The organism is Mesorhizobium sp., assembly GCF_004962925.1.
Taxonomy (GTDB): Bacteria; Pseudomonadota; Alphaproteobacteria; order Rhizobiales; family Rhizobiaceae; genus Mesorhizobium.
On the sequence record NZ_SUEO01000056.1, the window covers coordinates 16,206 to 30,074 of the forward strand.

Consider the following 13,869-nt stretch of genomic DNA (forward strand, 5'->3'; position numbering starts at 1 on the left):
CCCGGTCGAACTCCCGGCGCTCCAGCGGTGAAGGCTCGCAAACGGAAGTTGTCATTGCAGAATCCGGAAGACTTGAAGCGCGAAAGCTTGCGCGCAAGACGGGGGCAATCCGATTGGGTGAACCGCACGCTATTCTTATATCGGGAGTTGCGGGCTTTGTAGGAAGCAAGCTCGCAAGGCTCTTTGTTGATCGTGGATATCCGGTCTTCGGCTTTGATCACCTGTCACGAGGTTCTCGGGAAAACCTAAGTGGCCTCCTCACGCATGAGAGGTTCTTTTTTGAGAAGGTGGATCTCTCAGACGCTGGTGCAGTGAGAAGCCGTTTTATGAATTGTCACAGTCGCATTCCGATTTCCGAAGTTTGGCACATGGCTGCCAATTCGGACATTGCTGCGGGAATCGCCGATGCCTCTATTGATCTACGCGATACCTTTCTATCGACGTTCAACGTGTTGGAGGCAATGAAGGAGGCGGGGGTTCCGTTCCTTGCTTTCGCTTCCAGTTCAGCAGTATACGGCGATTTGGGGGAGGCTCCGATTAAAGAGGATGTCGGGCCGCTGCTGCCCATTTCCAATTACGGTGCTATGAAGCTCGCATCGGAGGCGCTAATCAGCGCTGCCGTCGAGAACTGGCTAGCTCGGGCTTTGCTCTTTCGCTTTCCGAACGTGATCGGCGTTCCAGCAACACACGGTGTCATTCTAGATTTCGTGAGAAAGCTAAGGGTCACGCCGAACAAGCTGAATGTTTTGGGATCGGGGCGACAGCAGAAAGCATATCTTCACGTTAATGACCTGATTGATGCAATTGTATACTTGCGTGCGAATGCATCCGAGCGGCTTGGCTATTACAATATCGGCCCAGGGGACAACGGGGTAACCGTTAGCTTTATAGCGGAAACCACCGTCGGGGCTGTCGCACCGGGCGCGGAGATCGAATACGGAGTTGAAGATCGCGGTTGGACGGGGGATGTTCCCCGATTTTCCTATGACATAGCAAAAATCAGTGCACTCGGTTGGTGGCCCCAGCTTGGTTCGGCTGATGCTGTTCGAAAAGCCGTCGTAGAAATCGTGCGACAGGAAGGACAGCTGTGATGCAGGCGGTTGTACTTGCGGGCGGTCGAGGGACGCGGCTCAGGAGCCGGATAAGTGACTTGCCTAAGTCACTGGTCAATGTTGGTGGCAGGCCACTTCTTGAGCATCAAATCGTCCTCGCTAAGCAACACGGTATCGAGAGGATCTTGATTCTGGTGAACCACGCTGCCGAGCGAATCGTGGAGTTTTGCAATCAGCGCGAGAATTGGGGGATTGACATTCTTTGCGTAAATGACGGTGCGCCTCGCGGGACTGCTGGAGCAGTTCTTTCCGTTTTGGATCTGCTCGACGACGACTTCCTTACGATCTATGGCGACACAATGCTCGACATCGATCTCACCCGCTTTAAGTGCTTCCATGAAAAACACAAGGCAGCAGCCGCAACAGTTTTCACCCATCCGAATGATCACCCGCATGATTCCGATCTGATAGAAACGTCAGAAGACGGCATGGTTACCGCGTTCTATCCATATCCACACGATCCCGGTTGCTATTATCCCAACAAAGTCAGCGCGGCTCTTTATTACATTAGAAGACAAGCTTTATCCCCGTGGCGCGCCGCAGTAACTCCGCTCGACTTTGGCAAAGACCTTTTTCCTGAAATGCTTCGGGCCGGTCTGAAAATTAGAAGCTACAACAGCCCTGAGTACATAAAAGACGCTGGGACTCCGGCGCGACTTGACAAGGTTTGCGACGACTTTGAATCGGGCTGCATAGCTCGAGCTTCACTCACTTCTCCGCAGAAAGCAGTATTTTTGGACAGGGATGGGTGCATCAATGTTGACTATGGACACATCGATCGTCCCGAACGCTTCGAACTGATTGAGGGAGCTGCGGCCGCGATCGCTTGTTTCAACCGAGCCGAATACCGGACAATTGTCGTCACTAACCAACCCGTTGTGGCCAGAGGCAATTGCTCTGTACGAGACTTGCGGATGATCCATAACAAGATGGAGACTGAGCTTGGCCGCTGTGGAGCTTTTGTTGATGCCATCTATTTCTGCCCGCACCATCCAGATCGCGGCTTTGTCGGTGAGGTGGAGGAGCTGAAGATCCGCTGTGAATGCCGCAAGCCTTCTACTGGGTTGATTAATGAGGCGGTCGAGGCATTCAATATCGATCGCAGCCAATCCTGGGTCATCGGCGATTCGTCTACGGATGTCGCTCTCGCAAAGCGGTCTGGCATCAGATCGATCCTAGTCGAGACGGGCGCGGGCGGGTTGGATAGCAAGTATCATGTCATGCCTGACTATACCGTCTCAGACTTGTTCGAGGCAGCTAAGTTCATTCACGCCGTTCATCCACCCTTGATAAAATCAGCATCTGATCTGATCTCACATGTGAAGCCAGGTGATGTTTGTTTCGTAGGGGGCCTCTCCCGGAGCGGAAAGAGTTTTCTTTCCAGCGCTATCGCGGAGGTTCTTCGCGGGCGCGGCTTTGAGACGCAAATCGTTGCTCTTGATCGCTTGATACGGTCCGTCGCCGATCGCGAACCAACCGTGATGGGTCGCTGCAATGTGGACGAGATCAGGAAGGTTCTAAGCCGCTTGGTGGGAGTTCGCTCTCGCGAGACATACGAACTGCCCTTTTACGAAAAGCTCAGCCGCATATCGCATCCAAGATCGGAAAGGATAACCATTTCTCCGGAAACCGTCCTGGTCGTGGAAGGAACCGTCGCTCTTTCGCTATCCGATGTGGTTTTGGGCGGTCGTGCACACACATTTTTCGTTGATATTGATGAGGAGGTGCGGCGGTCCAGAGTAATGCGAGAATACTTGCGGCGACGTATGGATTGGGGGACTGCTGCGAGTATTTACGGTTCGCGCCAAGAGGACGAGACACCGATCGTCTTGGCATCGCGGGCGCGTGCTAAACATTGCGTCCGATTGCGGGCGATTGAGCTGACAGAGGCAGTTCAATGATTATCAGTCAGACGCCGTTTCGAGTCAGCTTTGTGGGAGGTGGTAGCGATCTTCCTGCCTTCTATCGGCAGGAAGGTGGCGCCGTCCTAAGCGTTGCTATCGACAAGTACGTCTACGTGAATGTGAACCGTAAGTTCGATAGTGGCACTCGAATCGCTTATTCCAAAACGGAAGAGGTAGATAGTGTTGAGCATATCCAGCATCCGATTGTAAGGGCGGCGATGGGATATCTTGGGATCCGTGGAGGAATTGAGATAACAACTATTGCCGACATTCCATCGAAGGGAACAGGACTTGGATCCTCAAGTACTTTTACCGTTGGCCTTCTGCACGCACTAAACGCATTTCGGGGGCAATATGTCTCCAAGGCAAGGCTCGGCGCTGATAGTTGTCGCATTGAGATCGAACTTTGTGGCGCTCCCATTGGAAAGCAAGATCAATACGCCGCCGCCTTCGGGGGTTTGAATCTTATTGAGTTTCACCCGGATGATAGCGTCTCGGTGTCACCGCTCATATGCCCACGTGATTTTATCGCTTCAATTGAGAAACAAGTTCTCATGTTTTACACCGGCATTACGCGTAGTGCTTCAGACATTCTCGTCCGACAGTCAGAGGGCATCGCAAGAGCACCGGACAAGCGGAAAGCGCTCAGGCGGATGGTCGAGCTCACGTATCACCTTCGTGATGAACTGCATCGATGCAACCTCGACGCCTTCGGCGAAATCCTCCATGAGAACTGGCTCTTGAAAAAGAGCCTCTCTGAAGAAATTACGAACGATGTAATCGATGGCTGGTACCGAACTGCGTTGCAGGCAGGTGCTAAGGGCGGCAAGCTGCTCGGAGCAGGTGCAGGAGGTTTTCTCATGTTCTTCGCGCCTCCCGATCGCCACGACGCAATCAAAGTGGCGCTCGGGGAGCTAAGGCACATCCCTGCGAAGTTCGACTTCGTCGGGAGTCGCATCGTTCATTATCAACCAACATCGGAGGCCACCCAATGACTGACTTTAGCGGCAGCGCTCAAGCTTATTTCGGGAAGCTTGAGACCGTTCTGGCTTCATTAGATCACCAAAGCTTCGATAACGCAGTAGCCTTGGTCGCGCAGGCACAGGAAGATGGCAAGCAAATAATCACGCTTGGAAATGGTGGCAGTTCACTGACAGCGCTACATTTTATCACGGACTGGAATAAGAGCATCTATCTCTCTACGAAGCGCCCGTTCCGTGGTCGGACGCTGGTCGACAATGTGGGCCTTACATTTGCGTACGCTAACGATGTTTCTTTCGAAGATGTGTTCATCGAGCAGTTGAAGAACATCCTCAACGACGGCGACTTGGTCATTGCCATTTCGGGCAGCGGGAACTCGGAAAACGTTTTGCGCGCCGTTCGATACGCTAACGATCGTGGCGCAATTACGTTGGGTCTTTGTGGATATAATGGAGGAACGCTCAAACAGATCGTCCAACACGTGGTTTGGGCGAATGTGAATGACATGCAACTAGCGGAAGATATACATTCTATGTTCGGGCATGTTGTTATGCAGCGTCTTTGTTTTGGAAGTACACAAAAGTGGAGCGATTGGCGACAACGGCGCAGCGCTGCTGGAGGCCTCAATCCAGATCGAGTTGGCGCCGAGACGGCTTGGTGATCCTGATCGAGAACAAGCGATGCCGCTGTATCGTGTCTACGTTTTGGACGAACGCGGCCAATTTATAGGCGGGGTCAACTTTGCCTGCACAGACGACGATGCGGCGAAAGCGCAGGCCAAGCAGTTCGCAGGCGGCCGCAAGGTGAAGCTTTGGCGCCTGGTTGCGCAGTTCAAATTTGACAATCCGCGGGACCGTCCCGCGGCTACCAAGCGCCCTCGCGCCCGAGGGCGACGTTTCAGCCATTTCAAAGAGCCACTTAAGCAATCATACTTCCCTTGGATACGGTTGCGCGTCTTGGCGCTGTTCAGATCTTGAAATATTCGATCCTGATTGCAGGCACGCTGGCGTTGCGATCGAACGGCCTGTCCGGTCCTTAGGGCTGCGCCCGACGGTGCCAGCCTTCCACCTTCGATGCGCGCGCAAACGGCACGGTCGAACATCCGGGCCCGGCAGTTCCAGCCACAGGCACGTCAGCCTCGTCCGCCACGCAGCAACGGCAGATATTGCGGCTGCCCCTCTCGACCACCTCATGGACACGGACGACCCGCTCAAGCCACGGGCGCCCAAACCAGCGCAACATTTCAGCCGACGGGCACGGGTTTTCGTAGGACGTCCGGAAGACTGTTTCGGTGCGGCCGTTCGACACCCTTCCTACATTAGAAGGTGTTAATAAGTTATCGCCTAGCCTCATTCTCGCCGCAAATGGCAGGTTGGGTTGCGCACATCAAATGGCAGGTTGGGTTACGTACATCGTCCTCGAATGATCAATTCACGCAAGTAAAAGACGGTGTGTGAATAAATCAGGCGACGGAAAACACCTACGGTTTACTTAGAGACTCGGGCGGAATGAAAACAAAAAACCGCAATGAACTAAGGATTTACCATTGCTTTTGCTAAATATACCGTTGCTTTTACTGAACGGCAAGCTTGGACGCGCGTCCGCCGGAAGAGCTGCGCTCGACTTCAATCCGGCTGCGGCTCGATCCGTTGAACACCTTGGGCGCGTCGGCAGCGACACCGTTTATGGTTTCAAGGACGAAGGCCTGATGAACATCCCCGTCGACAAAACTCACCTTCGATGGCGAGTTCAACGTTAAGCTCGCTCGACAACAATGTCTGGGCGAGGACTTCCAAATCTCCGCTACTTTGAAATCCGTTCGCGGTGCCCAACTGCGAGCATGCGATCTGTCGGGCGCCTTGGCGACGCGCGGCAGTGGAATTCCCTGTTTTCAACGCCAAAAAAGGATCACTGAATGACCCTATCCGCACCCGCAGGCTTTGCCTCTAGCGATCTCGTCTTTGAGGAAAACTTCTCCGGTACGGCGCTCGACAGCGACTGGAATACCTACATCACCAGCAATGCCGCCAATGGCTGGCCGTGGAACGACAATGGATCAGGAGGAAGTACGCCGGGCGGCCCATATAATGCCGACTACGATATGCCGAGCCAAGTGTCCGTGAGCAACGGGACCTTGGATCTCACGGCGATCCAACAGCCCATCAGCGGCATGAATCAGGGGACGGCACAAACATTCCCGATCACGTCCGGCGCCGTCAGCAGCTATGGCAACTTCGAATTCAACGGCGGCTACCTTCAGATCAGCATGAAGGCGCCGAGCGGCGACGGCGCATGGCCAGGCCTTTGGATGATGCCCGGCGAAGGCGCGGGCAGCAGCGGCGACAATTTTGAGATCGATATACAGGAGGGTGGATTTACCGGTTCGGGGCCGGCAGACCAGAATTTCGCCTGGCACCTCCACGGGCCGTCAGGGGTGGCCGGTGGCGTCGTCGACAGCGGCGTCGACCTCACGGCCGGCTTCCACACGTACGGCATCAACTGGGTGCCCGGTGAATCGATCACCTGGTATCTGGACGGGAAGCAGATGGCGCAAGTGACCAGCGCACAGGTCGAGATCCCGGATCAACCGATGGAATTGATGATGAACAATGCGGTCGCGAATTCGAACGCGACCGGATGGCATACGGCTCTCGACAGCTCGACCCCATCGTCGATGCAGATGCAGATCGACGATGTGCAGCTCTATCAAAAGGCAGGTAGCGGCGACACTGTCACGGGCGCGAGCGTCACTCCCCCGACCACTGGCGCGATCGAGACCGGGACCGAGACTGTGTCTGGGATTGTCCCTCCTTCCGACGGCACCAGCGATGGCACCTTGTACGGCACCAGCGGCGCCGATGTACTTCAGGGAACTGGTGCCGACACGATGATCGGCTATCGCGGCAACGACGAATACTATGTCGACAACGTCGGCGACAAGGTGGTCGAGGCCGCTGGCCAGGGTCAAGACAGGGTGTGGGCCTCTGTGAGCTATGCGCTCTCAGCCGGCTCGTCGATTGAAGTCCTTGGCACCACGAAGGATGCCGGTACCACCGCAATCAACCTGACCGGCAACGAATTGGCCCAAACCATCCAGGGCAATGCCGGCGCCAACGTCATCAACGGCGGCGGCGGTGCCGATAAGTTGAGCGGCTTTGGCGGCAACGATGTCTTTGTCTTCAATAGCGCCCTTGGTGACGGCAATGTCGACAGGATTACCGACTTCAACCCGTCCCAGAACAAGATCCACCTCGACGATGCCATTTTTGCCGGGCTGAACGCGGGCGCGCTCTCGTCCGGTGCTTTTTTTGTGGGTAAGGCCGCGCATGATAGTTCCGACCATATCATCTACGACAGTTCGACTGGGGCGCTCTCGTTCGACAGCGACGGGCTCGGCGGCACATCTCAAACCCAGTTCGCCACCCTTTCCCCACACCTCTCGCTCACCGCAGCCTCATTCTATGTGACCTGAAGGACCTACGCGGGAAAATAACATCCCGCGAGGGGCTGCCGTGGCCAAACAAGGACTGGATAAACAGCACCTCAAAGCAATGATCCCGAACCGAAGGTCCGCGTAGCAAAAAGTGGGAGCCCGGTTTTCGGAGAAGATCATGCTCAAACAAAAGAGATGGAGTTCCATCCCGATGCCATCGGGATGGAACAGGCTCTAGTTGTGAGCTTTCTGTACGTTGTCCATTCGGACCGAACCGAGGAGGCTGGAGTTACCAAGCTTCAGCACTCACCGGACGGTCCGAAGCCTCGACCGCATCAATTGCGAGTTCTCCAACCACATCGACGAGCGCTGTGACGCGCGGGGCGTCAACATCCAGCTGTGCCGATTTTCCTTGCCATACGGCACATCTGGTTAATGGGAGAATATGCGACCAAAATAGATGAGTGGGGATCGGAAAACCTTCCAAGCGCCAGAACACTGAAGGCCTGAGAATTGAAAAACGCTAGGCACTCCTCGCCTGGGTTGAGTGGCTGTGGGGAACCAACCCGCAAACCTCTCTGGGATTGAGAGCCAACGACGACAGGCTGGGAATGGGTCGCGTCAGAGTTCAAACTCCAGAGCGATGCTTCGCCAGCTTCTTGAGGGTCGTCTGTTCGCGAAACCATTCTCGCAGAGGTCGGGCAGGCATTCCGCCCCAGCGTTCGCCTGCCGGTACGTCTCTCATGAACCGCGATGCTGCGGCAAGTTGAGCGCCCCGGCCGATGTGCAGATGGCCAGCAATGGCGCTATGTCCGCCCACCGCAACGTAGTCCTCCAGCACGGTCGAGCCCGCGATCCCGACCTGGGCAGTGATCACGCAATGGCGTCCAATCCGCACATTGTGCGCAATCTGAACGAGGTTATCGATCTTCGTCCCGTCTCCAATGACGGTGTTGCCCCCGCTGCCGCGATCGATAGTGCTGTTGGCTCCGATCTCGACGTCGTTTCCGATTGTGACGCGGCCGAGTTGCGGCACCTTAACATGTCCTGAAACGCTCATCGCGAAGCCGAAACCATCCTGGCCTATGCGGGCTCCCGCATGAATGATCGACCGATCGCCGATGTTGGAATGGGCGATGGTGACGCTGGGGCCGATGGAGCAATCCCAGCCGATGACCACGTCTGGACCCAGCACCACATGGGCACCGATTGTGGTGCCGGCTCCGATAAACACCCGCTCTCCGATAACAACACCGGGGTCGAGCACGACGCCGGCCCCGATCTGCGCCGATGGATGGACAAAACATCCCTCGGTGACATTGGTACTGCCCAAAAGCGGTGCGGCTCGCAACGCCTCGGGGTGTAGCCGGGCAAGGACCTTGGCAAAAACCAGGCGGGGATCCCGTACGGTAATGGGAACGGTGCCGGGCGGCACTATATGGGCGAAGCGCTCCGTGACAAAGCAAGCGCCGGCCTTGGTGGTGCGCAAGGCGTTCGCGTAACGGGCATGATCAATGTAGGCGATGTGCCACGACTGTGCCGTCTCGAGGCTCGCCCCACTCTGCACAAGCATGCCTGGATCGGCATATGCCGGCAGTGGCACTCCCGCTTCTTCCGCGAGTTCGGCTAAAGCTAATCCGCTCGGTTGAGAAATCTGCGACACGATCAGGCTCGGTTCATGGCAGGACTGGGTTGGTTGGGTGTTTCGTTCATCGATGTCGTTCGGCCTGCCGGGGGATTGGGGAGTGCAGGCCGACCGACTCACCGCGGGTCCGCATGCGGACGACGCAGTTCCGAAAACTGGATTTCCGTTTGGGGGATGGCGTAGACTTATAACCCCTCATCATCGCACCGAGCGCAAGACGAATGGGACGGCGCCGCCGCTCCACGCAGTGAGCGACGGACAATCCAATTCTGGCATATTTGTTCGATTACCAGCGCGGTGATGATCGTCGTGACCATCGCGCTAAGCGTTGCGTCGATGAAATAATCGGCGACAAACTGCCAGAAAGCGACCGACCTGGCGACGAAGGTCCGCTTGCTTGCTGATTTCGCCACATTGGGTCTCTTGCCGGCATAGATTGGCATAGCAAGCCTACTGGATGATCGAATCGACCTTTGCTCCAAATTCTCCCAGCCCCTACTGTCTGGCTGGTTTGTCGGTCCAAGATGGCGGGAGACCAACTTGCGAGGCTGCAAAATCCTTTAGCCCGGGATCTCGACCGAACCTTTCGCAAGCCTGATATTTGGGTTTGCCGCCCAGGTTGGATTTCAGCTTTTGATAGGACGGAAGCTTGGGAAAGCCGAACTTGAATGGTGTCTTGCCCGTGACAAGCATCTTGGAGAAGTCATCTCCGAAACTCGATGCCAGAGAGTAGGCGTCGCCGACCTGCGACATCCTCGCGCCTGTGGTCACGAAATTCGCGCCTTTCGACCACACCATCGCGCCTGCTTGTTTTCCGTCCCGGGTGGTCGCCTCGGCCTCGACGGCAAGCCCGCCCAGTCCCAGCGGAATTCTCGGCACGGGAACTGATGAGGCCGCGAATGAGGCTCCGATTGACGCTGCGGTCGACAGGCCGGCGGCTGTGACGTTGGTGGGCACAATCCGGGTAACCGTCGCGTGAACGACCAGATCGGCGTTTTTTCTATTGTCCGTGACCGCGAAACGATCGCTGACGCCAATGCAAAGCGCGCGGCTGACCACTGTCGCCACCAAGGCCTGATCGGCGGGCTTTATCGAGGATTGCGCTGCGGTGGGCGAAACCAGCGTAGGCTCAATGTACACTGTTTTGCTTACGTTGAGATCCTCGGGGACGGCCTTGTACTCTGCCTTCCTTATTCGCCCATCGACCTTGGTAAGACCGTCATAGGAGGCCAGCGAGTTGTCCGGCTGGAGCGGCACCGAGGTGCAGCCGGCAACTGCCGATACAAGCAGGGATGGCAGAAGCGCGAAACCGATCGATCGATGCTGCGGTCGACCGGTAGCCTGGTTTGTACGGGAATGTGGCACTTCGTTCTCCTGTTGGGGGCTTGGGTATATGGAAGGAGGCAGGCGGGTGGACTATTGCCTCTGTTCCGCTGGCTGAGCGGCCGCAATCTTGTCAGTGAACACGGGCCTGTCTTGCCACAGGCTGCCGCTCGCCATTTCTGCGTAACCGAGCTTGTAAACGGCGCGCATGTAGTCGGTGTTGAATGGATCGGTCATCCGGTAGGGGAGCTGCTTATCAATCGAGGCCACGCGGAACCGAATGCCGTTCTTTTGGGCGTAGATGTAGGTGGCCAGCAGCGCACTGCGGGTCTGTGCCTTGACGAGGGTGGAATTCGCCCTGGCCATGACAGAAAAGGTGTTGTTCGTTGTCGTGGTAAATTCCGGCATGAGCGCATTGTTGATGATGATGTACATGTTGAACTTGAGGTTCTTGGGCCGGACGCCCTTGTCCGAATTGGCTATCCACCCCTCTGGGATCGTCAGGATTTGGGAAGCCGACCCGCCGTCGGAGTGCATTTCTTCAAACACCTCCCCTCCAGCTTCGGCCTTGATGAGCACGGCCGGATAAACGCCGGGGATACTTGCCGACGCGATGAGTATGTCCTGGAAGAGTTTCAGCGCACTGGGCCGTCCGCTATTGGCGATGGCGCCCATGTTCCAGATCACCGCTCTTTGGGAATCGAGATTCGAGGTCAAAACAAGCAGTCGTCGTCCCTTGCGGTGCTCAGCCGCGATTTTTGCCAGTATGTCGCGCGTCAGATAGCGCTCGACCATTTTTCGAAGCGGCTCCTGTTTCAGGAGACTTGCTCCGAACAGGCTCCTCGGTAGGAAATCTGCATCGACCAACTCCTTGGCAACGCCGCTTGTGTAGAGATCGACGAGAGGCTGGTCGTAGGCCGAGCCGAGGAAGGCGTAGGGCGCGATCAGCGCACCCGTGCTGACACCGCTGACCATGTCGAATTCCGGCCGCTGTCCTTTGTCCGACCAAGCCTTGAGCGCCCCGACGCTGAACGCACCTGCGCCACCGCCGCTCGACAAGACTAGGTAGTTGATTTCCTTGTGTCTCGGGATGGGCAGCCAGGCGTACGCCTCGGGCAGTTTCCGGGCCGAATCTGCATAAATACGAATGTCGCTGAACCCCTGGATGCTGGCTGCCGTCGCAGCCTTCGGCCCGTAAACAATGCGATCCGGCGCCAAACAGCCAGCAAGAAAGGCCAGCAGGACAATGGCCACCAGTCGATGCATGTCTACCGCCTTGTCCCGGGCCATCGCCGGAAGGAACCATCAAGGTCTCCAACGGCGATACGGCACTCCGCGACTGTTCTTTGCAGTCGCGTCTGACGGCATTAATGCTGATTTGCGGTTGCCGTGGGTTATGTATTGTTAAGAGTTGTTGCGTGCCGCAACCCGGCACCTCGTCGCCGGTAAAATCCTCTTGCGCTGAAGAAGCCGCGCCGGGGCGAAAGCCTCGGCCGCTAGTGGTGCGACTGTTGGCGGGCCACACCCCACCGTGTACGGTCCTACGCTCGTTCCTGTGACGGTGACGCGGTGCCAGCCAATCTGTCTGGAGAAGTGATCACGCTCTTCCGATCGCGTCTGGGCGCCTGGCGATCCGGTAAACCTGCGCCGGTGGTGCATTTGCGAAAACCCATTCAGTGAACGTCGCCTCAAGCCCGATCCGGTCGAGAACGGAGTCAGGTACCGGGCACCGCCAGCCATAGGTGAATTGATAGACGGCTCCTTCCGGACGAAGAATGTGGAAAGCGCCGTACAGAATGGCGAAGACACGCCAAGCCGGCATGGTGAGAAGCGGGAGGCTGCTGATCACCGTGCCGATTTTCTCGCCATTAAAGGGATCGCATCGGCGCAACTCCGTCGCATCGATGTCAAGCAAGGCGGCAGCCGGAAACTGGCGACGTAGCACGTGGGCAAAGGAAGCGGCGCTTTCTATGAGCGCTATGCGCTCCTGGGGCACGCCGCGGAGGATAAGCTGCCGGGTGAAGACACCGGTTCCAGGGCCAAGCTCAACAACCGGAGACTGCGAAGAGCTGATTTCGCGAGTCATTGCCACCGCCAGAGCTCGCCCGGAAGGCACGAGCAAGGCGGTCCGAAAAGGATGCGACATCCAGGTGCGGAATAGAGTAGTCGGGTCCGACATTGCGTTGCCCCGCATTGCTGACAGAGAACATTCATTTATCCGTAAGCCCTACCTGGAGACGCCAGTTGCGGGTTTTGAAAAGATGTTAAGAGTTGTTGCTGGCCGGAAAGCGTCGACGGGACTGCCCTGCCTGTTGGCCAATGGCTTGTTTTGCCACCAGTTAGCCGACATTCATGCCAGGGTTGGCGAATGTGCGCCGTGCTGGACTCCTAGAACCTGTAACCGACGAAGAGCATCCCGGACGGCTGCACGTCCTTCTGAACGATCGGGCTGCCCTTCGCATCGCCGGCGAGGAAACCGACACCGACCTGGCCGCGGATAAGCCAGTTCTCCGTCGCCATGTAGGTTACCGAGGCTTCGATATCGTAGCGCTTTAGCCCCGCGCCAGCCTCATATTGCCGCAACCCCGACCGTGCCGACTGGAGGGCAGTGACCCCAAAATAGGTCTGCATATAGTTTTCATCCGCGAAGGTCGCAGACGCGCCGGCGGAGAAAATAAAGGCGTTATAATGATGGGAGACATTTGCGCCCACCACACCGAGCAGGCCTTCGCTGCCGCCAATCGTCTTGTCGACGGAAGCATATAGTTCCACCGGCCCCGTTTCATACGAGACCTTGGTTCCAACCATAGCGCCAGCGTCGATGTCACCGAGGCCTTTCAGGTGCTTGGAATCCTCTTCCTTGCGTCCTCCGCCCATCTCGAAACCGCCTTTTACCGAGACTTTGAAACCGTTTGCTTCCAACACGTCGACATCCAGCCCGCCCGGGGAGATGGTGAGGCGGCCAATGGTTGCGGAGACCATCGGAAAGGGGACGAGTTCGTACTCGTCCGATCCCTCATATTTCGGCTGATACATTGCTCCGGCCGCAACCATGACATTCCAGTCGGAAAGCTTCTGGCGTATGCGACCGAACCGTCTCTCATCGACGTTTGCCGCCGAGGGAGTCGCTGCGGCCGATTCGTCATCGTAGGGCTCGGCCGCGCCTGCCTGGAGCGGGAGAAAAGTAATCGCCGAGAGGCTCGTAGCGACGGCGACATGCCGCGAGCGGGTTGAGAAATGCTTCGTTAGCGACATGCGAACCGGCTCCTGGGGATGGTGGAAGATACTCAACGCGTGCGAGGGGAAGCCCGACGAATCGGCCCTCCAGCGGCTGCACTGTCTAGGACTACGAGGTTGCTTTGGATTTTGTGATGTTAAGAAATGTTGCGCCGCGATCGATGTGGTTGGCCTGGAGGCGCAACAAGCACTCGGCCTTCGCTTGGATTGTGCTTTTAGACGAGTCGGCTGAGC

12 protein-coding genes are annotated in these 13,869 nt (G+C 56.8%); 5 read left to right on the top strand and 7 right to left on the bottom strand.

What is annotated here, in order from left to right; genetic code table 11:
- The first annotated feature begins 113 nt into the window (after positions 1-113).
- Genes E5W87_RS13865 through E5W87_RS13880 form a run of 4 tightly spaced genes read left to right on the top strand, consistent with a single transcriptional unit; the run spans position 114 to position 4,658 of the window.
- On the top strand, positions 114-1,091 hold the full coding sequence (locus tag E5W87_RS13865) for an NAD-dependent epimerase/dehydratase family protein (protein WP_292398051.1): 978 nt from the start codon (positions 114-116) through the stop codon (positions 1,089-1,091).
- The gene (locus tag E5W87_RS13870) at positions 1,091-3,013 is read left to right on the top strand and encodes an HAD-IIIA family hydrolase (RefSeq protein WP_292398053.1); all 1,923 of its coding nucleotides are present in this window, start codon (positions 1,091-1,093) and stop codon (positions 3,011-3,013) included. The genes E5W87_RS13865 and E5W87_RS13870 overlap by 1 nt, the downstream gene beginning before the upstream one ends.
- Positions 3,010-4,011: a GHMP kinase gene (locus E5W87_RS13875; protein ID WP_292398055.1), complete on the top strand. Its 1,002-nt coding sequence runs from the start codon at positions 3,010-3,012 to the stop codon at positions 4,009-4,011. The genes E5W87_RS13870 and E5W87_RS13875 overlap by 4 nt, the downstream gene beginning before the upstream one ends.
- Positions 4,008-4,658 (top strand): SIS domain-containing protein, encoded by a 651-nt coding sequence (locus E5W87_RS13880; RefSeq protein ID WP_292398057.1) that lies wholly within the window; start codon positions 4,008-4,010, stop codon positions 4,656-4,658. Before E5W87_RS13875 ends, E5W87_RS13880 begins: the two co-directional genes overlap by 4 nt.
- Here E5W87_RS13880 and E5W87_RS13885 read toward each other — a convergent pair.
- Positions 4,621-4,923 carry a hypothetical protein gene (locus tag E5W87_RS13885; RefSeq protein ID WP_292398059.1) on the bottom strand — a complete coding sequence of 101 codons (303 nt, stop codon included), beginning with the start codon at positions 4,921-4,923 and terminating at the stop codon, positions 4,621-4,623. The two genes, E5W87_RS13880 and E5W87_RS13885, sit on opposite strands and share 38 nt — an antisense overlap.
- A 647-nt stretch (positions 4,924-5,570) precedes the next feature.
- Positions 5,571-5,732: a hypothetical protein gene (locus tag E5W87_RS13890; RefSeq protein ID WP_292398061.1), complete on the bottom strand. Its 162-nt coding sequence runs from the start codon at positions 5,730-5,732 to the stop codon at positions 5,571-5,573.
- Positions 5,733-5,912: 180 nt separating this feature from the next.
- Between E5W87_RS13890 and E5W87_RS13895 the strand changes: the two genes are divergently transcribed.
- Positions 5,913-7,469, top strand: coding sequence for a family 16 glycosylhydrolase (locus E5W87_RS13895; protein WP_292398063.1), 1,557 nt, complete (start codon positions 5,913-5,915; stop codon positions 7,467-7,469).
- 589 nt (positions 7,470-8,058) lie between these two features.
- Here the strand turns inward: E5W87_RS13895 and lpxD are convergent.
- The 5 genes from lpxD to E5W87_RS13920 all read right to left on the bottom strand — a co-directional run bounded on the left by lpxD (position 8,059) and on the right by E5W87_RS13920 (position 13,452).
- Positions 8,059-9,093 (bottom strand): UDP-3-O-(3-hydroxymyristoyl)glucosamine N-acyltransferase, encoded by a 1,035-nt coding sequence (lpxD, locus tag E5W87_RS13900; protein ID WP_292398065.1) that lies wholly within the window; start codon positions 9,091-9,093, stop codon positions 8,059-8,061.
- Between the two features lie 477 nt (positions 9,094-9,570).
- A complete protein-coding gene (locus tag E5W87_RS13905) occupies positions 9,571-10,332 on the bottom strand; it encodes a DUF3313 domain-containing protein (protein ID WP_292398066.1) in 762 nt (253 codons plus the stop codon).
- Between the two features lie 159 nt (positions 10,333-10,491).
- Entirely contained in the window at positions 10,492-11,664 is a 1,173-nt protein-coding gene (locus E5W87_RS13910) for a patatin-like phospholipase family protein (protein ID WP_292398068.1), read from the bottom strand.
- Positions 11,665-11,995: 331 nt separating this feature from the next.
- On the bottom strand, positions 11,996-12,484 hold the full coding sequence (locus E5W87_RS13915; protein ID WP_292398071.1) for an SAM-dependent methyltransferase: 489 nt from the start codon (positions 12,482-12,484) through the stop codon (positions 11,996-11,998).
- 302 nt (positions 12,485-12,786) lie between these two features.
- A complete protein-coding gene (locus E5W87_RS13920; protein ID WP_292398073.1) occupies positions 12,787-13,452 on the bottom strand; it encodes a MipA/OmpV family protein in 666 nt (221 codons plus the stop codon).
- Positions 13,453-13,869: the final 417 nt, after the last annotated feature.

Bases quoted from the DNA above. Each gene is read 5' to 3' on its own strand.
- E5W87_RS13870 (WP_292398053.1), top strand. From the start codon at position 1,091: ATGCAGGCGGTTGTACTTGCGGGCGGTCGAGGGACGCGGCTCAGGAGC.
- E5W87_RS13875 (WP_292398055.1), top strand. From the start codon at position 3,010: ATGATTATCAGTCAGACGCCGTTTCGAGTCAGCTTTGTGGGAGGTGGT.
- E5W87_RS13880 (WP_292398057.1), top strand. From the start codon at position 4,008: ATGACTGACTTTAGCGGCAGCGCTCAAGCTTATTTCGGGAAGCTTGAG.
- E5W87_RS13895 (WP_292398063.1), top strand. From the start codon at position 5,913: ATGACCCTATCCGCACCCGCAGGCTTTGCCTCTAGCGATCTCGTCTTT.
- E5W87_RS13910 (WP_292398068.1), bottom strand. From the start codon at position 11,664: ATGCATCGACTGGTGGCCATTGTCCTGCTGGCCTTTCTTGCTGGCTGT.
- E5W87_RS13915 (WP_292398071.1), bottom strand. From the start codon at position 12,484: ATGACTCGCGAAATCAGCTCTTCGCAGTCTCCGGTTGTTGAGCTTGGC.
- E5W87_RS13920 (WP_292398073.1), bottom strand. From the start codon at position 13,452: ATGGTTGCGGCCGGAGCAATGTATCAGCCGAAATATGAGGGATCGGAC.